This window comes from Massilia sp. UYP34 (assembly GCF_056279385.1).
The window spans coordinates 451,544-472,427 of record NZ_JBWBRF010000002.1 but is presented as its reverse complement, the minus strand read 5'-3'; the positions used below and the strand labels follow the sequence as shown (position 1 = coordinate 472,427).

At 66.4% G+C, this 20,884-nt stretch carries 14 protein-coding genes; 5 read left to right on the top strand and 9 right to left on the bottom strand.

Going from position 1 to position 20,884, the window contains the following annotated elements:
• Nucleotides 1–15 precede the first annotated feature (15 nt).
• The 3 genes from ACZ9AQ_RS05440 to ACZ9AQ_RS05430 are packed head-to-tail and all read right to left on the bottom strand — an operon-like array spanning nt 16 to nt 3,933.
• Nucleotides 16–1,413, bottom strand: a complete 1,398-nt coding sequence (locus tag ACZ9AQ_RS05440; RefSeq protein WP_429202170.1) for a c-type cytochrome — start codon at nt 1,411–1,413, stop codon at nt 16–18.
• Between the two features lie 9 nt (nt 1,414–1,422).
• Nucleotides 1,423–3,198, bottom strand: a complete 1,776-nt coding sequence (locus tag ACZ9AQ_RS05435; protein WP_429202172.1) for a GMC family oxidoreductase — start codon at nt 3,196–3,198, stop codon at nt 1,423–1,425.
• Between the two features lie 6 nt (nt 3,199–3,204).
• The gene (locus tag ACZ9AQ_RS05430) at nt 3,205–3,933 is read right to left on the bottom strand and encodes a gluconate 2-dehydrogenase subunit 3 family protein (protein WP_429202174.1); all 729 of its coding nucleotides are present in this window, start codon (nt 3,931–3,933) and stop codon (nt 3,205–3,207) included.
• A gap of 632 nt (nt 3,934–4,565) precedes the next feature.
• On the opposite strand from ACZ9AQ_RS05430, the gene ACZ9AQ_RS05425 reads away from it, so the two are divergent.
• On the top strand, nt 4,566–5,294 hold the full coding sequence (locus ACZ9AQ_RS05425) for a GntR family transcriptional regulator (protein ID WP_429202176.1): 729 nt from the start codon (nt 4,566–4,568) through the stop codon (nt 5,292–5,294).
• 117 nt (nt 5,295–5,411) lie between these two features.
• On the opposite strand, the gene ACZ9AQ_RS05420 is transcribed toward ACZ9AQ_RS05425, so the two are convergent.
• Both ACZ9AQ_RS05420 and ACZ9AQ_RS05415 read right to left on the bottom strand, forming a co-directional pair.
• Nucleotides 5,412–8,216, bottom strand: a complete 2,805-nt coding sequence (locus tag ACZ9AQ_RS05420) for a TonB-dependent receptor (RefSeq protein ID WP_429202178.1) — start codon at nt 8,214–8,216, stop codon at nt 5,412–5,414.
• Nucleotides 8,213–8,611, bottom strand: a complete 399-nt coding sequence (locus ACZ9AQ_RS05415; protein WP_429202180.1) for a hypothetical protein — start codon at nt 8,609–8,611, stop codon at nt 8,213–8,215. The genes ACZ9AQ_RS05420 and ACZ9AQ_RS05415 overlap by 4 nt, the downstream gene beginning before the upstream one ends.
• A 47-nt stretch (nt 8,612–8,658) precedes the next feature.
• On the opposite strand from ACZ9AQ_RS05415, the gene ACZ9AQ_RS05410 reads away from it, so the two are divergent.
• Nucleotides 8,659–9,096 (top strand): FKBP-type peptidyl-prolyl cis-trans isomerase, encoded by a 438-nt coding sequence (locus ACZ9AQ_RS05410; protein WP_429202182.1) that lies wholly within the window; start codon nt 8,659–8,661, stop codon nt 9,094–9,096.
• Between the two features lie 72 nt (nt 9,097–9,168).
• Here the strand turns inward: ACZ9AQ_RS05410 and ACZ9AQ_RS05405 are convergent, their stop codons facing one another.
• Nucleotides 9,169–10,791 (bottom strand): phytoene desaturase family protein, encoded by a 1,623-nt coding sequence (locus ACZ9AQ_RS05405; protein ID WP_429202184.1) that lies wholly within the window; start codon nt 10,789–10,791, stop codon nt 9,169–9,171.
• 114 nt (nt 10,792–10,905) lie between these two features.
• A complete protein-coding gene (locus ACZ9AQ_RS05400) occupies nt 10,906–13,107 on the bottom strand; it encodes an OsmC domain/YcaO domain-containing protein (protein ID WP_429202186.1) in 2,202 nt (733 codons plus the stop codon).
• Between the two features lie 483 nt (nt 13,108–13,590).
• Here ACZ9AQ_RS05400 and ACZ9AQ_RS05395 point away from each other — a divergent pair, with 483 nt between their 5' ends.
• Entirely contained in the window at nt 13,591–15,432 is a 1,842-nt protein-coding gene (locus ACZ9AQ_RS05395; RefSeq protein WP_429202188.1) for a DEAD/DEAH box helicase, read from the top strand.
• A gap of 202 nt (nt 15,433–15,634) precedes the next feature.
• Entirely contained in the window at nt 15,635–16,627 is a 993-nt protein-coding gene (locus ACZ9AQ_RS05390; protein ID WP_429202190.1) for a site-specific integrase, read from the top strand.
• Nucleotides 16,628–16,643: 16 nt separating this feature from the next.
• Here ACZ9AQ_RS05390 and lldD read toward each other — a convergent pair whose 3' ends face one another.
• The gene (gene lldD, locus ACZ9AQ_RS05385; protein ID WP_429202191.1) at nt 16,644–17,777 is read right to left on the bottom strand and encodes an FMN-dependent L-lactate dehydrogenase LldD; all 1,134 of its coding nucleotides are present in this window, start codon (nt 17,775–17,777) and stop codon (nt 16,644–16,646) included.
• Between the two features lie 201 nt (nt 17,778–17,978).
• Here lldD and ACZ9AQ_RS05380 point away from each other — a divergent pair, with 201 nt between their 5' ends.
• Complete coding sequence (locus ACZ9AQ_RS05380) at nt 17,979–19,046, top strand: UDP-glucose--hexose-1-phosphate uridylyltransferase (protein WP_429202192.1); 1,068 nt, start codon at nt 17,979–17,981, stop codon at nt 19,044–19,046.
• Between the two features lie 75 nt (nt 19,047–19,121).
• Here ACZ9AQ_RS05380 and ACZ9AQ_RS05375 read toward each other — a convergent pair whose 3' ends face one another.
• Nucleotides 19,122–20,567, bottom strand: coding sequence for an NAD-dependent succinate-semialdehyde dehydrogenase (locus ACZ9AQ_RS05375; RefSeq protein WP_429202833.1), 1,446 nt, complete (start codon nt 20,565–20,567; stop codon nt 19,122–19,124).
• Nucleotides 20,568–20,884 lie beyond the last annotated feature (317 nt).

Below are 20,884 nucleotides of genomic sequence, written 5' to 3'. Positions count from 1 at the left end.
CCGTCCGATACGGCATCAGTGCCTGGTATTGCCCTGGTCCGCCGTATGGATCTCGTGCTCCTTCAACAGCTTGCGCACCTTGGCCACGTCGGCCGCGCCGACCGGCGAAGCCTGGTTGCCCCAGCTGCTGCGAACGAAGGTGGCCAGACGCGCCGCCTCGTCGTCCGACAGGCGCCATGCGAAGCCCGGCATGCCCAGGTCGGACGGCGCCGTGTGGGTCGATGGCAACCGTGCGCCGGCCAGGATCACGCGGATCAGCGAGGTCGGGTCGGCCGAGAGCGCCGTCGGATTGCCCGGCAGCGCAGGGAACACGTCACCGGCGGCCTTGCCGTCCACGCGGTGGCAGGCCGCGCAGTTGTCCAGGTAGAGCTGGACGCCGCGTTCGCTGTCGTTGCCCGCCATGATCTTCTGCACGGTGGCGTCGCTGGCGGCGAAGCTGGCCTTCTTGTTGCCGGTCTCCGGCAGGCTCTTGATGTAGAGCGCCATCGCCATCAGGTCGTCGTCGAGCATGTTCTGGGTGCTGTGCTTGACCACGTCCTGCATCGGCTCGCCCAGCACGCCCGAGTGCTTGTTGCGGGCGGTCTTGAGCGTGTCGACGATGTCCTGCGCAGTCCAGTTGCCCATGCCGTCGACCCTGTCGCCGCGCAGGTTGACCGCCAGCCAGCCGTCGATCAGCGGGCCGCCCGCCAGGTATTCCGGGCCGGATTCGTCCAGCGCCAGTTCACCCAGCGTCACCGCACGCGGGGTGTGGCAGCTGCCGCAGTGGCCCAGGCTCTGCACCAGGTAGGCGCCACGCGCGATGCGCTGGTCCGAATACTTCGACAAGTCCATCGGGCCCTGCACCGGCACGAAGGTCTTGCGCCAGATGCCCAGCGGCCAGCGCATCGACAGCGGCCAGCTGATCTCGTTGTCGCGGTTGGCCTGCCTGACCGGCTCGACGCCGTGCATGAAGTAGGCATACAGGGCGCGCATGTCGACGTCGCTCATCCGGGCGTAAGACGGGTACGGCATCGCCGGATACAGCGTGCCGCCGCCCGGCACGATGCCGTGGCGGACCGCACGATCGAAGTCGTCCAGCGAGTAGTTGCCGATGCCGGTTTCCTTGTCCGGCGTGACGTTGGTCGCGTACATATTGCCGATCGGCGACTGGATCACGCGGCCGCCGGCGAACTCCTTGCCGGCGGGCGCCGTGTGGCAGGCGATGCAGTCGGACGCGGTGGCGACGTAGCGGCCCTTCTCGATCAGGCCCGCATCCGGCCTGGCGCCGGCGGCCAGGCCGGCCAGTTGTGGTCCGGGTTCGATCTTGCGGGTTTCGGTCGGCGCCACGGCGTAGCCATAGGCGCCGGCAAGAATCACCGCGCCGGCGATGGCCAGGCCAAGGACGATTTTCTTGACAGGTTTTTGTTGGGTCATGTGGTCCTCTTATGCCTGCACCAGCGGGCCGGGGTTCTTGATGTATTGTTCCCGGATCGCTTTCGCGCACCAGTACGCCAGCGCGCCGACCATGCCGGTCGGGTTGTAGCCGTTGTTCTGCGGGAAGGCGTTGGCGCCGGGCGCGAACACGTTCGGCACGTCCCACGACTGCAGGTACTTGTTCAGGGCCGAGGTCTTCGGGTCGGCGCCCATGATCGCGCCGCCGACCGTGTGCGTGCTCTGGTACTGGTTGATGTTGTAGTGCGTGCCCGGCTTCTTGGCGTCGCCCTTGGTCGCCAGCGGGTTCAGCACCTTGCACATCTCCTGGGCCTTGTCGACCAGGTAGGCCGACGCCGCGATCTCGTTGTCGTGCCAGTCGAAGGTCATGCGCAAGAGCGGTCGGCCGAACGCGTCCTTGTAGTTCGGATCGAGGTCGAGGTAGGCGTCGTCGTAAGCCATGCAGGAACCCTGCACTTCGTAATAGAACGAGTGACGCATCGCGTCCTTGGCGCCCTTTTTCCAGTCGCTACCCCAGTTCGGCACGCCCGGCGCGGTCGCGATGCCGCGCACCGGACCACCGCCCGGCTGGCGCGCCCAGATCACGCCGCCGCCGACGAAGCCCGACTTGGTCGGATCGTTGCGGTTGCCGTTCAGGTCGTCGAAGGTGGTGCCGCCGCCGCCGATGCCCATGAACTGGTTGGCGTGCACGTTCTTGTCGAAGAACAGCGAGACGCGGTTCAGGTTCTGGTACGAGTAGTTCTTGCCGACGGTGCCGGTCCTGGTGACCGGGTCGTAGGCCGGGCCGATCTTCGACACCAGCATCAGGTGCACGTTGTACAGCGAGAACGCGCCCAGGATGACGATGTCCGCCGGTTGTTCGCACTCTTGTCCGCCGGCGTCGAGATAGTTCACGCCAGTGGCCATCTTGCCGTCCGCCGTCAGGTTCACCTTCAAGACCTGGGCAAGCGTGCGCATTTCGAAATTCTTGCGCCCGCGCAGCACGGGGAAGATGTTGATGTTCGGGCTGGCCTTCGAGTAATTCAGGCAGCCGTAGTCCGAGCAGAAGCCGCAGAAGTTGCACGGACCCATCTGGCAGCCGTACGGGTTCGTATAGGTCGCCGAGGTGTTCGAGGCCGGGATCGGGAACGGGTGGTAACCCATTTCGCGCGCCGCCGTGTAGAACATTTCGCCGCCCAGGTAGTCCGGGTTCGGTCCCAGCGGGTATTCGCGCGAGCGCGAGCCTTCGAAGGGATTGCCGCCTTCGACCACCTTGCCGTTCAACACGCCGGCCTTGCCCGACGTGCCGCACACGTATTCGAAATGCGAGAAATGCGGCTCCAGCTCTTCGTAGGTGACCGGGAAATCCTGGATCGACATGCCGGTGGGCATGATCTTCTTGCCGTAGCGCTGCTCCATGGTGCTGCGCAGGTTGAAGTCTTCCGGCAGCGCGCGAAAGTGCACGCCCGACCAGTGCGAGCCCGCGCCGCCCACGCCGGTGCCCGGCTTGAACGAGCCCATGCGGCGCTTCGGCACCGCCACGGTGTTCAGGTTGTGGCGGATGGTCACGGTCTCTTGCGCCAGCGACTGCAGGTATTTGCGGTGCACCGAGCCTTCGAGCTCGTCGATCACGCGCGGATAGGCGAAGTCGGTCTGCGTGTCGCGGTCGGGGCCGCGTTCGAGGATGACTACATTCAGGCCGGCGTCCGTCAGTTCCTTGGCCATGATGGCGCCGACCCAGCCGGCGCCGACGATGACCGCGTCTTTTTTCTCTTTTACGATTGCCATATTCTCTTATCCCCTCCGTCCAGCCAGGTCCACCGGTCCCAGCGGATACGGTTTGTCGCGAATCTTCACCCACTCCAGGTAGTCGCCCCGCATCCCGGGGTAACCGATCATCTTCCAGGCGCCCATGTCCTTGTTGCCGCCGTGGCTAGGATCGGAGAAGTAGCCGGCGCGGGTCTCGGACAGGAAATCGGCGAAGAACTGCTTCGACGAAATATCGTTGAGCTTGATCTTGCCGCCCTCGAGTTCCTTGAGGACGGATTCCTGCATGCGCACGTCGAGGTCGGCGAAGGCCTTGCCCGAGTAGGTCCTGGCGCAATACGCGTCCACGTTGGCGATGCCGACGCGGATGATGTCCTTCAGCGCCAGCTTGCCCTGGTAGCCGAAGTCGCCGGTTGCTTCGAGGAACGGGCCCTGCATGTACCAGATGCTGCCGGCGGCGTACGGCGACTGCATGTGGCGATCGATGAACTCCGGCACGCCGAGCTCGACGGCGCCAGGGCCGTGCTCGTCATGCGGGATCAGGCGATCGACCGCGGCGATCACGAATGTCCATTCCTTCGCGTTGAAGAACTTGGGCGTATAGGGATTCGGCTTGCCTTCCGCGGGTGCGCTGGCGGTGGCGTTGGCGTTGGGCAGCCCCTGGTGAATGGCTGCCGCCGCTCCCGCGCCCATCGGCACGAACACCAGGCTCTTGATGAGGCGCCGCCGCGATGGGGATTGTTGATCGTCGGACATGAAGTCTCTCTCTCGGATTGAAAAATGTATTTTGTATGCAAAATGCAAGATACATCGTACCAATAACTCAGGGGGGATGCCAATCCCCGCCACCAGCATTGGATAGCTTCTACAGAGAAATTTCGTCTCGATCCGGCATTCCAGGGGGCATCGGCTGCGCGTCGAACGCCCCCTCGCAACCGTCGCATCACTACCATAAGTTACAACGCTGGTAGCGTGGGCACTGCTAAAATGGCAGTTTCGGAGTTTCAGAAATTTTGGAATATTTCCATCGAGGTGATGGGCGGTAAGGGATCCCTTGATCTGGTCGCCTCGACCGGCTCAGCGCCCCCTTGCCGCTGCCAAGAGGCCGCGCGATCTGCATCACGCGCGTGACGCAAAGCGCCGAGCGCCAACGGATCCCCGATATGATCGGCGTGTGCCAAGGAATCCTGTTTGATACTTGGTCAACGCGCATGGCGGCCAATGGCAGCCATCGTCACTGGCTGGATTTGTTGCAGAATTGAAACATACTGACACCCAGGCTTATGCAAGGCCGATCATTATTTTTCAGGAAGTCAGGTCGACGTTCAGTAATGCAAATACAACCGGGTGATAGAATCCCACCAAAATTATGAAAGTGGAGACATTGAATGCAAGACGCGGAAGTTGATCCGGTTTCGGCAAACGGCGCCGCGGCGCCGGCGCTTCCCAAGCTGGCCAGGCAGCACCTGCACGACACGGTGGTGTCGCATCTGCGCCGGCTGATCGTCGAGTCCGTGTTTCCTCCCGGAATGAAGCTCAATGAGCGCGAACTGTGCGAAACCATGGGCATTTCGCGTACGCCGTTGCGCGAAGCGCTGAAAGCGCTGGCCGCCGAAGGCCTGATCGAGATCGCGCCGAATCGCGGCGCATCGGTCTACAAGATGACGCAGCAAGAAGTATGGGAAACCTTCGAATTCGTCAGCGGCCTCGAAGCCCTGGCGGGCGAATATGCGTGCGCGCGGATCACGCCCGAGGAAGTCGCCGAGATCCGGGCGCTGCACGACGCGATGCTGGCCTGCCGTGAGCAGGGCGACCTGCCCGGCTACTACAGCCGCAACCAGGCGATCCACAACAAGATCTCGGAGGCCGCCCGCAACTCCGTCCTCCATCACACCTATCTGAACATGAACCGGCGCCTGCAGTCGTTGCGGCTCAAGTCGAATATCGTCCCCGAAAAATGGGACCAGGCGATCGAAGAGCACTGCCAGATGATGGAAGCGCTCGAAGAGCGCGACGGCAAGCGCCTGGCGGCGATCCTGTCGCGGCACCTGCTGGACAAGCGTGATTCAGTGATGGAGATGGCGGCCGACGCCGCGCCGCCGCGCACGGGGTCCTGACCCGGCCGAGCCGACCAGCGGCGCACGCCCGCACCGGGGCGCGGTCGCGGCCCTGCCCGCCTTCGCGTCGCCGGGGCCACGGCAAGGCGGACGCCGGCGTCCGTGGACGCGCGCACGCTACATCCGGAACCTCAGGCTCAGGCCATAGGTCGTCGGGTTGTAGCGTACGTCGCGCGGCATGTACTCGCCCAGCGTGCTCTCGAACTTCGTCCTGGTCAGGTTGATCGCATCGAACTGCAACGAGACGGTGTCGTTGATCTCGTAGCCGATGCTCAGGTCGACGAAGGTCGCCCCCTTGACCACGCGGTCCTGGTTGAACGGCGCTTCGGCGATCTGCTCGACGTAGTCGCCGCGGCGGGTGGCGGCCAGGCGCCCGGTGATGCCGTTGCCCTCGTACAGCAGCGCGAGGTTGTAGCTCTTCCTGGCCACGCCGGTCAGCGGCGTGGTGGTGTAGGTGTCGCTGTCGAAGGCAGTACGGCTCTGGTTGTCGCCGTCGATCCACGTAGCGTTGGCCTGGGCGCCGAAGTTGGCCCATGGGCCGGGCAAGAAGTCGAAGAACTTCTGGATCCCGAATTCGGCCCCGCGCAGCCGGCCCTTGCCCGAATTCTGCGGACGCGTCACACGGTAGACCTGGCCGCCGATGACTTCATCGCGCGTGAAGCTCTGCTCGTAGCCGTCGATGTCGCGGTTGAACAGCGCGACCTGGGCGAAGCCGTTTTTCTGGAAGTAGTATTCGAGCGTGGCGTCGATATTGGTCGAGCGGGTCGGCGCCAGGTACGGGTTGCCGGCGCCGCCGCTGCCCGGCAGATTGACGGTCGACGGCACCAGGGTCAGGGCCGGATTGAGCGTGCCGAAGTTCGGACGGGTGATGGTCTTGCCGACCGAGAAATGCGATTGCAGATCTTCGGTCCAGCCGACCACCGCCGAAGCGCTTGGCAGGTAATTGGTTTCGTAGGTCGACAGGTCGACGTTCGACACCGCGTCGCCGATCCGGGTCATGCCGCTCAGCTCGCGATTGAGGCGCACGACGCGCGCACCGATCTCGCCCTTGACGTCGATGCCGCCCGGGTTGGCTGCCCAGCGCGCCGCCAGGTACAGGGTCGCGTTGCGCTCGCGCTGGTCGAACAGGCGGCCCGGGTCGTCCGGCACGCGGCCGCTGGCCGCGCCGTACAGCGCGCGCACGGCGTCGGCATCGTCGATCAGGAAGTCGGATGACGGGCCGTACCAGGCGCCGCCCAGGCGATCGAGGCCCGGCACCCGCGCCTGGAACGCCGGGCCGAGGGCGCCGGCAGCGCCTGGACGCTCGCCGCTGAAATCGGCGTAGCCTTCGGCGCCGTGATAGCTGGCCTTGCGCGAGGACAGGCGCAGGCCGCCCAGCAGGGCCGTGAAGAAACCGTCGCCGCCAAGGCGCCAGGTGGCGTCGGTGCGCCATTGCAGCTGGCTGCCGGCCTGCTCGTTCCAGTTCTGCACCAGGCCGCGCAGCACGTAGTTGCGCGGGTCCTGCAGGGCATTGCCGCCGCTGCCCGGCAGCGTGATCGCGTTGAAGCCGCCGTGGCCGTCGGCGCCGTACGAGTACACGCTGGCGCTGGCGCCCGGCACCTGCTGGTCGACGATCACGGTGTCGTTGACGAACCTGGAGCGGGTGTAACCGAACTGTGAGTCGACGCTGAGCGGGCCATCGGCGTACTTCAGGCCAAGGTTCAGGTAATGGGTGGCGGTGCGCTCGTTCTGGCCCCAGCTGCTCGACGCCGTGTACGGATCCCAGTCGTAGGCGTTGCCGAACCGCGCGGCCGGCGCGCTGGCGGCCAGGATCGGGCAGATCGCGCCCTGCGGCGTGGCGCAGGCGCTGCCTTGCGGCGCCAGCACCACGTCCGTCAGGCGCGGCGCCCAGGTGACGTTGCTCATCACGTAGTTGACGCCGGAGCGGCCCTGGTAGCCCATGCCCAGGTACTGGGCGCTGGCCGTCAGGCGTGGATTGACCTTCCACTGGAAGGCGCCGTGCACGCTCTGGCGCTCGCGCTGTCCGGCGTTGTAGATGCCGCCGATGTTCGGCAGCTGGCCGAGCACGTCGTCCGGCGCGGCCGGCGCATACGGACCGACGTTGCCGAGGCGGGTGGCGCTGCCGTCCGGGCGCACCGAAAACACATTGTCGGGACGGTCGACGTATTGCACCGGGTAGGCCCAGTTGTCGCGGTTGACGGCGACGTCGAACAGCGCGCCCATCTCGCCGAAGGCGGTGTTCCAGCGGTTGCTGACCAGGAAGCCGCCGCCCGGGCTGTGCTTGTCCGGGGTATTGCCGCTGCCATTGGTCTGGTTGACGCGGTCCTCGATGTAGCCGGTCCCGGTGAAGCCCTTGTTGTCGAACGGCGCGCGCAGGCGGATGTTGACGGCGCCGGCGATGCCGCCTTCGAACTGGTTGGCGGTGGCCGACTTGTACACTTCCATGCCGGCGATCGACTGGACCGGCAAGTCCTGATAAGACAGGCGGCGGCCGGCGGCGGTGAAGATCTCGTTGCCGTCGAGCGTAGTGGCGACGTCCGGCAGGCCGCGGATGATGACGGTGCTGGTTTCGCCGCGGTCGCGCCCTACCTGCACGCCGGCGATGCGCTGCAGCGCGTCGCCGGCCTGGCGGTCGGGGAATTTGCCGATGTCGTCGGCGTTGATGGCGTCCACCACCTGCGGGGCGTCGCGCTTGATGTCTTCGGCCGAGCGCAGGCTCTGGCGCAGGCCGGTGACCTGCACCACGGCGGCGGCAGGAACGGCGGCGGCCTCTGCGGCTGGAACGGCCTGCGCGGCCGTGGCGGCCTCGGTGTCGGTCCGGGCCTCGATCTCGGCGTTGGTCCCGGCGACGGTTTGCGCCAGGGCCGGCGCGCCATAGGCCGACATCAGCATGATGGCGGCGCAGATCGGCTTGACTCTCATTCATTCTCCAGTTCTGTGATGCGCTCTGGCGTGCACGTCCTGTGCACGACGGTTGCGCCCTTCGATACCAGGCTCAACGCTTCGCCATCGGATTCCGTTGACATAAATACACAAATTAGTTCATACATCTTTTTACAAACGACGAACCAGTCCGGCAAATACATCGAACAAGCGCGCCGTAGCGCGCTGGTTACTTCCAGATGGCGATGGCAATGTGTCGTGGCGCCGGTGTATGGCGCGGTGATGCCGGAGCCCCGGCGCCCGGCGACAAGGGGCGCCGTTGCGCACAGGTCGAGCGGGCCTGCCTGCAGGTGTAAGGTGGAGACCGGACGCGCCAAGGCCGCACGGCGGGGGCCGTGCGGATGCGCCGGTGTTGGCAGCGCGCGCGGCGCCATGTATGCTGCCGGGCATACCACTCCGGCAACTATCAAGAAAGAAGCCTATGAAACACCTGCTGTCCTCCTGCGTCCTCGGCCTGGGCCTGACGCTGGCGCTGGCCGGCTGCGACCGCGCCCAGGCGCCGCAGTCGGCCGCGTCGGCCGTCGCCTTCCAGAAGATCGACACCATTCCCGGTACCGGCAAGGAAGCCGTGGCCGGCGCCACCGCTGTCGTCAACTACACCGGCTGGCTGTACGAGCCGGGCAAGGAAACGCTGCGCGGCGCGCAGTTCGATTCGTCGGCCGGACGCGCGCCGTTCAGCTTCCAGCTGGGCGCCGGCCAGGTCATCCGCGGCTGGGACGAAGGCGTGCAAGGCATGAAGGTTGGCGGCAAGCGCACCCTCATCCTGCCGCCCGAGATGGGTTATGGCGCCGGCGGCGCCGGTCCGATTCCACCGAACGCGAGCCTGATCTTCGACGTCGAGCTACTCGACGTGCGCTAAGAGCCTATTCCGGACCACCCCCAGGGCGGCCCTGGGCGCGCGTCCTGGCCCACGCGCAAGCGCGATGCGGGACTATGCCGGCGCGACCGGCGGCGCAGCGCGCCCCCGCCTGAAGTCGCGCAGGATCTCGCGCGCGGCGTTGTGCCCGGGCGCGCCGGTCACGCCGCCGCCGGGATGGGTGCCCGCGCCGCAGGTATACAGGCCCGGCACGGGGCCACGGTAGTCGGCGTGGCCGAGCATCGGACGCGCCGAGAACAGCTGGTCGAGCCCCAGCGCGCCATGAAAGATGTCGCCGCCGACCAGCCCGAACGTGCGTTCCAGGTCGAGCGGGCTCATGATCTGGCGGCCCAGCACCGCGCGTCTGAAGTTCGGCGCATGGCGGTCGACGGTGTCGATCATGAGGTCGGCCACCTGCTCGCGGTGCTCGTCCCAGCTCGCGCCATCGGGCAGTATCGGCGCGACGTGCTGGCAGAACAGGCTCGCCACATGCTGGCCCGGCGGGGCCAGGCTCGGGTCGAGCGTCGACGGGATGAGGAGCTCGACGATCGGCGCCTGCGACCAGCCCTGGGCGCGCGCGTCGTGGTAGGCGCGCTCCATGTAACGCAGGCTGGGCGCGATGATGATGCCGCTGCCGTGGTGTTCGGCGATGCCCCGGCCTGGCAGGCAGCGAAAGTCCGGCAGTTCGGACAGCGCGACGTTCATGCGGAACGTGCCCGAACCGCAGCGCCACGCCCCGATGCGGCGCAAAAAGTCGGCCGGCAGCGCGCCAGGGTCGACCAGCCGGGTGTACAGCAGTCGCGGATTGAGGTTGGAGACGACGGCGCGCGCATCGAACCGCTCGCCATCGGCCGTGACGACGCCGGTGGCGCGACCCTTGTGCAGCACGACTTCGGCTACCCCGCATCCGGTGCGGATCTCCACGCCCAGGGCCTGCACCGCCTTTGCCATCGCCTGGGTGATGGCGCCCATGCCGCCGATGGCGTGGCCCCAGGCGCCCTTTTTTCCATTGACCTCGCCGAACACGTGGTGCAGCAGCACGTAGGCCGATCCCGGCGTGTAGGGACTGGCGTAGTTACCCACCACGCTGTCGAAACCATAGGCCGCCTTGATTGGATCGCTCTCGAACCAGCCGTCCAGGACGTCGCCGGCCGACTTGGTGAACAGGTCCAGCAGTTCGCGCTGGCTGGCCAGCGACAGCTTGCGCATGCGGTTGCCGATGCGGCCGGCCTCGAGCAGCTCGGGCAGCGCGGCCAGCCAGCCGCCCTGGCTGCGGTTCGGTGGCGTGCGCAGCACCAGCTCGCGCAGCAGGTCGGCCGCGTCGTCCAGGTGCCGATGGTAGTCGTCCAGACGCCCGGCGTCGCGCTGCGAGAACCTGGCGACTTCCAGGGCGGTCCTGCCGGCGCCGACCTTCAGGTAGCGGCCATCTTCCAGCGGGAGAAAATTGGAAAGCGGACGTTCGACGATGCGCAGGCCGTGCCGGCCCAGCGCCATGTCGTGGATCACCTTGGGATTGAGGAGCGAAACGGTGTAGGCGGCCACCGAGTTGCGGAAACCGGGATGGAATTCCTCGGTGACCGCGGCGCCGCCGACGACGTCGCGCCGCTCGAGCAGCGTCACCTTCAACCCGGCGCGGGCCAGGTACCAGGCGCAGACCAGGCCGTTATGGCCGGCGCCGATGATGATTGCGTCGCGCATCTGGCGTCTCCCCGGGCGTGCAAGCGAAGACGCCGATTCTACCGAGGGAATCGCCCGATGGCAAAAAAATGCCCCTGCGGACAGGGGCGCGATCATGCTTGCCTTATGCTTGCCTTACCTGGCGCCCGCCGCCTTCGCGCGCGCCGCGTGCAGCTTGCGGTAGCTGTCGATCAGGCGGTGGTGGCGCTCGAGCCCTTCGAGCCGCATGCTGGTCGGGGTCAGGCCATGGAAGCGCACCGTGCCTTCGACGGACCTGAGCACCGCGTCCATCCTGGCGTCGCCGAACATGCGGCGGAAGTTGGCGACGTAGTCGCCCAGTGCCAGCTCGTCGTCCAGCACCACCTCGAGCACCACGTTCATGGCCTGGTAGAACAGGCCTCGCTCGACGGTGTTGTCGTTGTACTGCAGGAAGGCGCCGACCAGTTCGTGCGCGTCCTCGTAGCGCTTGAGCGCGAGGTTGATCAAGAGCCGCAGTTCGAGCACCGTCAGCTGGCCCCAGTCGGTGTTCTCGTCGAACTCGATGCCGATCAGGCTGGCGATGTCGGAATACTCGTCCAGCTCATTGTTTTCCAGGCGCTCGAGGAGCAGCGCCAGTGCTTCGTCGTCCAGGCGGTGCAGGTTGAGGATGTCGGAGCGGAACAGCAGCGACTTGTTGGTGTTGTCCCAGATCAGGTCTTCGACCGGATACACTTCGGAATAATCGGGCACCAGGATGCGGCAGGCCACGGCGCCCAGCTGGTCGTAGACGGCGGTATAGACTTCCTTGCCCATCTCCTCGAGGATGGCGAGCAGGGTCGCGGCTTCCTCGGCGTTGGCATGCTCGCCCTGCGCGGTGAAGTCCCACTCGACGAAATCGAAGTCCGATCTGGCGCTGAAGAAGCGCCACGAGACGACGCCGCTCGAATCGATGAAGTGTTCGACGAAATTATAGGGTTCGGTCACCGCTTCGCTGGCGAAGGTCGGCCGCGGCAGGTCGTTCAGGCCCTCGAAGCTGCGCCCCTGCAGCAATTCGGTCAGGCTGCGCTCCAGCGCCACCTCGAAGCTCGGATGGGCGCCGAAGGACGCGAAGACGCCGCCGGTGCGCGGGTTCATCAAGGTCACGCACATCACCGGATACTGTCCACCCAGCGAGGCGTCCTTGACCAGCACCGGGAAGCCCTGCTCTTCCAGGCCCTTGATGCCGGCCACGATGCCAGGATATTTCGCCAGCACCGCCTGCGGCACGTCGGGCAAGGCCAGCTCGCCTTCCAGGATCTCGCGCTTGACCGCGCGCTCGAAAATCTCGGACAGGCACTGCACCTGCGCCTCGGCCAGCGTGTTACCGGCGCTCATGCCGTTGCTGGCATACAGGTTTTCGACCAGGTTGGACGGGAAATACACGACCTCGCCGTCCGAATGGCGCACGAAAGGCAGCGCGCAGATGCCGCGCTCCACGTTGCCCGAATTGGTGTCGATCAGGTGCGATCCGCGCAATTCGCCATCGGGATCGTAGAACGCCAGGCTGGAGTCGTCGAGGATGCCTTCCGGCAGCGCATCGTCCGGGCCCGGCTTGAACCAGCGCTCGCTCGGGTAATGCACGAAGTCGGCGTTGGCGATGTCCTCGCCCCAGAATGCGCCGGCATAGAAGTGGTTGTTGTTCAGGCGTTCGATGAATTCGCCCAGCGCCGAAGCCAATGCGCTTTCCTTGGTCGCGCCCTTGCCGTTGGTGAAGCACATCGGCGAATGCGCGTCGCGGATGTGCAGCGACCAGACGTTGGGGACGATATTGCGCCAGGACGCGATTTCGATCTTGATGCCCCAGCTGGCCAGCATGCCCGACATGTTGGCGATGGTCTGCTCCAGCGGCAGGTCCTTGCCCGCGATATAGGTGCGCGATTCCGCGTCGGGCTGCAGGGTCAGCAGCGCCTGGGCGTCGGCGTCCAGGCTGGCCACCTCCTCGATCACGAATTCGGGGCCGGCCTGGACCACTTTTTTCACCGTGCAGCGCTCGATCGAGCGCAGGATGCCCTGGCGGTCCTTGTCGGAGATGTCCGCGGGGAGCTCGACCTGGATCTTGAAGATCTGCTGGTAGCGGTTGTCCGGGTCGACGATATTATTTTGCGACAGGCGGATATTCTCGGTCGGGATATTCCGGGTGTTGCAGTACAACTTCACGAAATACGCCGCGCACAGGGCCGACGAGGCCAGGAAGTAATCGAAAGGGCCCGGCGCCGAGCCGTCACCCTTGTAACGGATCGGCTGGTCGGCGATGACGGTGAAATCGTCGAACTTGGCTTCCAGGCGAAGCTTGTCGAGGAAGTTGACTTTAATTTCCATGAAAAATCCAGAAACGATGGGGTAAAAATAGAAAGCCCTGCCGGGACAGTAATACCGTTAAGTTGAGCTGCTGAGCTAGCCGTCAAATACGTCGTCCCCGCGCAGGCGGGGACCCAAGTGCTGCAAACGTCGCCGAAACGCTTGCAAGATTGGGTCCCCACCTGCGTGGGGACGACGCTTTTACGCTAACTCGAGAAGACTTTCGCCTTAACTTAACGTCATTACTACCGGGACAGGGCTCATGGTCGCTGATTACAGTACCGAATTTCTCGTGGGAGTCGCACTTCGCTCGATCCGCTACTGCCAGGGATAGCGCGCGCATTTTATCACGGGGCGCCGTATCGCCTGCCGGCCGGAGGATCATTCTACTGCTCCGCCGGCCGCCGCCAGCCTGGACGTATCGGCGCAACAACGTGGAAATTGGCGAGTTTTGCCCGTCGAGGCGTCCGGTAGAATGATTCGCGAGTAAAACTAGGAGTGCACATGGCAACGCTGATTCCTTCGATCGGCGCTTGCGCCTCGCGAATGACGCCCGGGGAACGGCGCCTGGCGACCCGTCTCGAAGACAAGCTCGAAGACGACTACCTGTGCTGGTACGACGTGTCGATCGGCGAGCGCACCCAGCACCCGGACTTCGTCGTGTTCCATCCGAACCGCGGCCTGTTGGTCCTCGAGGTCAAGGACTGGCGTCCCGATACGATCCGCAGCATCGACAAGCAGACGGTGGCGATCGTCGCCGGCGACGGCGTCAAGCACGTGCAGAATCCACTGGAACAGGCACGTCAGTACATGTACGCCGTGATCAACAAGCTCGAACGCGACCCGCAACTGGTATGGCCCAGCGGCTCGCTGAAAGGCAAGCCGGCATTTCCTTACGGCCATGGCGTAGTGTTGACCAATATCACCCGCAAGCAGTTCGACAAGGCCGAGCTCGATGGCGTCCTGCCCCCGCACCTCGTCATCTGCCAGGACGAGATGACCGACGCCGTGGACCCGGAAGGTTTCCAGCAGCGGCTGTGGCAGATGTTCCCCATCAAATTCACGCGGAAACTGACGCTACCGCAGATCGACCGCATCCGCTGGCACATCTTCCCCGAGGTACGGATCCCGCCCCAGCCGGGCGCGTTCGACGAACCGGGGCAAATGACGGTCGAGCTGCCGGATGTCCTGCGCGTGATGGACCTGCAGCAGGAGCAACTGGCGCGCAGCCTGGGCGAAGGACACCGCGTCATCCACGGGGTCGCCGGCTCGGGCAAGACGCTGATCCTGGGTTATCGGGCCGAACACCTGGCGAAATCGTCCACACGACCGATCCTGGTGCTGTGCTACAACAAGACGCTGGCGACCAAGCTCGCGAGCGTGATGGCGGCGAAGGGCTTGCAGGACAAGGTTCACGTTGCCACCTTCCATGCCTGGTGCGTGCGCCAGCTCGACGCCTACCATGCGGGCAAGCCGGTCAACGACGGCGACGCCAACGCCTTCTTCGAAGCCTGCGTGGAGCGCGTGATCCGCTCGGTCGACCAGAAGCTGATTCCATCGGCGCAGTACGACGCCGTGCTGGTCGACGAAGGGCACGACTTCAGGCCGGAATGGTTCAAGCTCGTGGTCCAGATGGTGCACCCGGATTCGAACTCGCTGCTCGTGCTGTATGACGATGCCCAGTCGATCTATGGCGACCGCAAGCGACCCCGGTTTTCGTTTTCCAGCGTCGGCATCCAGGCAAAGGGCCGCACCACCATCCTGAAGCTCAATTACCGCAACACCGCCGACATCCTGGCGGTGGCGCGCGCCTTTGCCGACAACCTGCTCTCGCCCAGCGATGCCGAAGAAGACCAGGCGCCGACCGTGCTGCCGATGAGCGCCGGGCGCCGCGGCCCGAAACCGCTGCTCGTCACCTTGCCGACGCTGAAGGATGAAGCCGCGTTCCTGGCCGATCGCCTGACCGAAGCCAATCGCCTGGGAACGCCATGGAACGAGATGGCGGTCGTCTACCGCCGCTATGGCATCGGCAAGCTGCTCGTCGACGCCCTGGAGCACAAGCGCATCCCCTTCCAGTGGCAGCAGGACCGCAAGGGATCGTTCACCCCGGAGCACGACAGCGTGAAACTGATCACCATGCACAGCAGCAAAGGGCTGGAATTCCCGCTCGTCTGCATTCCCGGCATCGGCGCACCGGCAAGGGACGGCGAGGACGAGCGCGACGAGGCGCGCCTGCTGTATGTGGCGATGACCCGCGCCACGCAGGAGCTGGTCATGACGCACAGCGACACGTCGCTGCTGTCGGAAAAGCTGGCCGGCGCCATGGGCGTGTTGCGCGCCCTCTGAGCGATCGATCGGCGCCATCCATGCGGCGCCGCCTGCGGACGCCGACCGGGGTCCGGCTCGCCCCCTCTCCTGCAAGCCTTGCGTGAGTAGGGTTAGCCTGTTCGTAGTCGTCAGCGTTCAGGTTTTTCTTTGGTGTGTGCGTAATGTTGGTTAGTTACGTTTTATGGTATGGTGGCGCCATCTCCATCCAATGCGCCGCGCCATGCACACCGCCACCTCCTGGGACGCCGACCCGGTCACCTCATTCAACGCGTTCGTGTCGAGCACGGCCTTCGCCGAAACCGGCCGGCGCCAGCGCGCCGACGGCACGCTGCGCGTGCTGTCGGCCGAGTCGGCGAAGATCTACCTGTTCATGTTCAACAACCTGGCCGGCTGGCTGCGGGAACAGCGCCTGCCCTTCTCCAGGGTGTCGAAGGCAGACCTGCTGCGCTTCATCAACCGCACGGTCAAGGGCAAGCGCGTCCTGAACAGCAAGATCGCCTACCGCTACCTGCGCCTGCTGGAACGCTGCTACGAGCATCTCGGGGTCGTGCCCAATCCGGCGCAAGAGGCGATTCTCGGCATCGACCGCGCCCACATGGCGAAGGACGAGGCCGGACGCACCCTGTCGGAAGACCAGCTGGCGCGCTTTTTCGCGGCGCTGCCGGCCGAGGCGCCGCGGCGCCGGCGCTCTACCCCGTTCGATGGCTGGAAGCGCCGGCGCGACCGCGCCATGCAGGTGGTCATCGCGCTGGCGGGGCTGAAGGTATCGGAAGCGGTTGGCCTGTTGACCACGGAAGTCGGCCGCCAGGCGTCGATCGACGGCGCGATCGTGCTGACGATCACCCCGGAAGAAAAGCACGACACCAGCCACGAACACGAGGTCGCCCTGCCCGCCGAAGGCGCCGACGAACTGCGCGCCTGGCTGGACGAAAGAGAAACGATGGCGATCCCGGGCGAGTTCGTGTTCCCGGCCAACCTGACCGGCGCCCGGATGACCAGGAAAACCGTCTACATGCAGATGCGCGCCACGTTCGAGCGGGCCGGCATGGACTTGTCGCGCTCCGGCGGGCGCACCTTGCGCAACACCTTCGCCAAGCGCCAGCTGGACGCCGGCGCGGATCCCGACGAACTGAAGGACACGCTGGGCCTGGCGCTCGAGCGTTCCGCCGCCGACTACAAGCTCACCCGCGTGAAACCGGACCCGGACGGCTGAGCGCCCTATCCGAAAGTCAGGCCGCCAGCAGCTCCGGCCCGATCTCGCTCACCGCACGCACGCCGGTCAGGACCATATTGGTGCGCAAGTCCTTTTCCATGATCTGCAGCAGGCGCTCGACCCCGGCCTGGCCTTGGGTGGCCAGCGCATAGACGAAGGCGCGCCCCAGCAGCACGCCGTCCGCCCCCAGCGCCAGCATGCGGAACACGTCGGTCCCGGTGCGCACGCCGCCGTCGGCGAAGATCGTCATCCGCCCCTTGACCGCGGCGGCGATGGCCGGCAGCACCGCCGCGCTCGACGGCGCGCCATCGAGCTGGCGGCCGCCGTGGTTCGAGACCACGATGCCGTCGGCGCCGAAGGCCAGCGCAGCGCGCGCATCCTCGGGGTCGAGGATGCCCTTGATGACCAGCTTGCCCTGCCACTCGTCGCGGATCCATTGCAGGTCGGGCCAGGCGATGCCGGGGTCGAAATTGGCGCCGAGCCAGCCGATGTAGTCGGCCAAGCCAGTGGCGCTGCCGCGATAGGCGGTGATGTTGCCCAGGTCATGCGGACGCCCGAACAGCCCCACGTCCCAGGCCCAGCGCGGATGGAGCGCGGCCTGCAGCAGGCGCCGCAGCGGCGCGTTCGGCCCGCTCATGCCGCTGTGGGCGTCGCGGTAGCGCGCGCCGGGCACCGGCATGTCCACCGTGAACACCAGGGTGCGCGACCCGAGTTCCCATGCACGGCGCATGACGTCGCGCATGAAGCCGCGGTCTTTCAGCACGTACAGCTGGAACCAGATCGGGTGGGCGGCCTGGGCCGCCACCTCGGCCAGCGGACAGACCGAGACGGTCGACTGGATGAACGGGATGTTGCGGCGGCAGGCGGCGCGCACCGCCTGCACCTCGCCGCGCCGGGCATACATGCCGGTCAGGCCCACCGGCGCCAGCGCGATCGGCAGCGCATAGCCTTCGCCGAACCACTCGACGCCCAGGTCGAGCTGCTCGGACCCGCGCAGCACGCGCTGGCGCAGCTTGATCGCCTGCAGGTCGTCGACGTTGCTGCGCAGGGTCTGCTCGGCGCCGGCGCCGCCGTCGAGGTAGTGAAACAGGAAGGGTGGCAGCCGGCGGCGCGCGGCCTGGCGGAAGTCGGTGGCGGACGAGATGATCATGTGCGGATAGCGGATGAACAGATGAGCGGATCGAATCCGCAGTCTACGCCGCCGCGCGCGTGCTCGTCCATCGCAGGGCCAGCATATCTTCTCCTCGTCCCATCCACATCCTGCGGCTCGGCCGCGATCTGCGTGCCGCTGGTCGCCATCGATGGCGTCGGGTGGTAAGCTCCAGGCGATCCGACCATGACGAGGAATGCGATGTTCAATCCCACCGACCACCCGCACCGCCGTTACAATCCGCTCGGCGGCGACTGGGTACTCGTATCACCCCACCGCGCCAAGCGCCCCTGGCAAGGGCAGCAGGAAGCCCCCGACCGCGCCACCGGGCCGGCGCACGATCCCGGCTGCTACCTGTGCCCCGGCAACGTGCGCGTCAACGGCGAGCGCAACCCCGACTACAAGGGCACCTATGTGTTCGCCAACGACTTCGCGGCCTTGACACCCGACACCCCGGAAGCGCCGCCCGGCGCCGACCCGCTGTTCCAGAGCATGAGCGCGCGCGGCACCAGCCGCGTGATCTGCTTTTCGCCCGACCATGCCAAATCGCTGCCCCAACTGCCCCTGCCGGCGCTGCGCGAGGTGGTCGACACCTGGTGCGAACAGGCGGCCGAGCTGGGCGCCAGCTACCGCTGGGTCCAGGTATTCGAGAACAAGGGCGCGGCGATGGGCTGCTCCAACCCGCACCCGCATGGCCAGATCTGGGCCACCAGCTTCCTGCCCGACCTGCCGGCGCGCGAGGACATCCATCAACGCGCCTATCATGACCAGCATGGCCGGCCGCTGCTGCTGGACGTCGCCGGGCGCGAGGCGCAGGCAACCGAGCGGGTGGTGGTCGAGACCGCGCACTGGCTGGCGGTGGTGCCGTACTGGGCGGCCTGGCCGTTCGAAACACTGCTGCTGCCGCGGTTCAAGGTGGCGCGCCTGGAAGCATTGAATGACGCGCAGCGCACTGACCTGGCGCTCGCCCTCAAGCGCCTGACCACCCGCTACGACAACCTGTTCCAGACCTCGTTCCCGTATTCGATGGGCTGGCACGGCGCCCCGTATGGGCAAGACGGGCAAGACGCCGACACCGCGGCCTGGCAGCTGCATGCCCACTTCCATCCGCCGCTGCTGCGCTCGGCGTCGGTGCGCAAGTTCATGGTCGGCTTCGAGATGCTGGCCGAGCCCCAGCGCGACCTGACGCCGGAACAGGCGGCCGCCATGCTGCGCGCGGTCTCCGACGAGGTGCACTACCTCGACGCCGCCGCTGCCCCTACCCCTTGAGCGCACGCTGCGCGGCCTGTCGACGGCACAGCCAGCCGATCGACAACGCCAGCGACGAGTGCGGCCCGGCCGGAATCAGACCCCGACCATCGAGACGGCCTTGGTGTTGAGGTAAGATTCCAGCGCCTCGGGACCGCCTTCGGAACCATAGCCCGAATCCTTGACCCCGCCGAACGGCAGCTCGGCGCTCGGCGTGGCGGGCTGGTTAATCCACAACATGCCGACTTCGATGCGGTTCATCAAGAGCTGGGCGTTCTTGATCGAGCTGGTGAACGCATAGGCGGCCAAGCCGTACGGCAGGCGGTTGGCCTCGAGAATCGCATCCTCGAGGCTGTCGAAACCGCGGATCGCCGCCACCGGGCCGAACGGCTCGTCATTGAATACGCTCGCCGCCAGAGGCACGTCGGCCAGGATGGTCGGCGCGAAGAAGTTGCCGGCATCACCGACGCGCACGCCGCCGGTGGCGACCACCGCGCCCTTGGCGCGCGCGTCGTCCACCAGCTGCGACATCGCCGTCAGGCGGCGCGGATTGGCCAGCGGCCCCAGCGTGGTGCCTTCCTGCAGGCCGTCGCCCAGCTTGAGGCTTTCGGCGTGCTTGACCAGCGCGCGCGTGAACTCGTCCTTGATCGCGTTGTGCACCAGGAAGCGGGTCGGCGAGATGCACACCTGGCCCGCGTTGCGGAACTTGGCGCCGCCGGCGGCCTTGACCGCCAGCGCCACGTCGGCATCGGCCGCCACGATCACCGGCGCATGGCCGCCCAGTTCCATCGTCACGCGCTTCATGTGGGCGCCGGCCAGGGCCGCCAGCTGCTTGCCGACCGGGGTCGAGCCGGTGAAGGTGACCTTGCGGATGACCGGGTGCGGAATCAGGTAGCCCGAAATCTCGGCCGGGTCGCCGAACACCAGTCCCACCACGCCCGGCGGCACGCCGGCGTCGACGAAGCACTGGAACAGCGCCGCCGGCGACGCCGGCGTTTCTTCAGGCGCCTTGCACAGGAAGGAGCAGCCGGTGGCGAGCGCCGCGGCCAGCTTGCGCACGACCTGGTTGATCGGGAAGTTCCACGGCGTGAAGGCAGCGACCGGGCCGACCGGCTCCTTCAGCACCAGTTGCTGCGCGGCCGGATTGCGCGACGGCACGATGCGGCCATATACGCGCATGCCTTCGGCGGCGAACCAGTCGATGATCTCGGCGCCGGCCATGGCTTCCATCTTCGCTTCGGCCAGGGGTTTGCCCTGTTCCTGGGTCAGGAGGCGCGCGATGTCGCCGGCGCGCTCGCGCAGCAGGCTGGCGGCGCGGCGCATGGTGGCGGCGCGCTCGGCGGCGGGAACGACGCGCCAGGCCTCGAACCCTTTCTGGGCGGCGGCCAGGGCGCGGTCCAGGTCGGCGATGGCGGCATGGGCCACGGTGCCGATCGGCTGTCCGGTGGCCGGGTTGACCACAGGAATGGTCTTGCCGCCGGTGGCGTCGACCCATTCGTTGGCGATCAGGAGGCGGATGTCGGGATAGCTGGAAGTCGTCATGAGCATCAAGGTCCGGGTTGATAAAGCGATCATGATAGTCCTTTTCGCGCAGCTTGGCCGGGCGTGGCGCAGCCGCGATATGGGCGCTGGTATCCGCCCCTGCCGGCCACGGTCGGGATCGGCATCCATGTTCAACAAATGCGCTGCCGGGACGCCCGGCGTCGCGCCCGGCGCCTCGCCGGCGGCTGCCCTCATCGCCGCCGCTGCCCCCACCAGCAACACGCGGGCGCCGTCCGGCATGCCGCGCGGACCGCAGGCACGCTTGACGGTCCAGCCATATCGGCGGATAAAGATAGATTCCGCATCGGCGAGGGAGG

Excerpts from the sequence above, each read along its gene's own strand:
- ACZ9AQ_RS05440 (WP_429202170.1), bottom strand. The coding sequence starts at position 1,413 with ATGACCCAACAAAAACCTGTCAAGAAAATCGTCCTTGGCCTGGCCATC.
- ACZ9AQ_RS05435 (WP_429202172.1), bottom strand. The coding sequence starts at position 3,198 with ATGGCAATCGTAAAAGAGAAAAAAGACGCGGTCATCGTCGGCGCCGGC.
- ACZ9AQ_RS05430 (WP_429202174.1), bottom strand. The coding sequence starts at position 3,933 with ATGTCCGACGATCAACAATCCCCATCGCGGCGGCGCCTCATCAAGAGC.
- ACZ9AQ_RS05425 (WP_429202176.1), top strand. The coding sequence starts at position 4,566 with ATGCAAGACGCGGAAGTTGATCCGGTTTCGGCAAACGGCGCCGCGGCG.
- ACZ9AQ_RS05420 (WP_429202178.1), bottom strand. The coding sequence starts at position 8,216 with ATGAGAGTCAAGCCGATCTGCGCCGCCATCATGCTGATGTCGGCCTAT.
- ACZ9AQ_RS05415 (WP_429202180.1), bottom strand. The coding sequence starts at position 8,611 with ATGGCGCCGCGCGCGCTGCCAACACCGGCGCATCCGCACGGCCCCCGC.
- ACZ9AQ_RS05410 (WP_429202182.1), top strand. The coding sequence starts at position 8,659 with ATGAAACACCTGCTGTCCTCCTGCGTCCTCGGCCTGGGCCTGACGCTG.
- ACZ9AQ_RS05405 (WP_429202184.1), bottom strand. The coding sequence starts at position 10,791 with ATGCGCGACGCAATCATCATCGGCGCCGGCCATAACGGCCTGGTCTGC.
- ACZ9AQ_RS05400 (WP_429202186.1), bottom strand. The coding sequence starts at position 13,107 with ATGGAAATTAAAGTCAACTTCCTCGACAAGCTTCGCCTGGAAGCCAAG.
- ACZ9AQ_RS05395 (WP_429202188.1), top strand. The coding sequence starts at position 13,591 with ATGGCAACGCTGATTCCTTCGATCGGCGCTTGCGCCTCGCGAATGACG.
- ACZ9AQ_RS05390 (WP_429202190.1), top strand. The coding sequence starts at position 15,635 with ATGCACACCGCCACCTCCTGGGACGCCGACCCGGTCACCTCATTCAAC.
- lldD (WP_429202191.1), bottom strand. The coding sequence starts at position 17,777 with ATGATCATCTCGTCCGCCACCGACTTCCGCCAGGCCGCGCGCCGCCGG.
- ACZ9AQ_RS05380 (WP_429202192.1), top strand. The coding sequence starts at position 17,979 with ATGTTCAATCCCACCGACCACCCGCACCGCCGTTACAATCCGCTCGGC.
- ACZ9AQ_RS05375 (WP_429202833.1), bottom strand. The coding sequence starts at position 20,567 with ATGACGACTTCCAGCTATCCCGACATCCGCCTCCTGATCGCCAACGAA.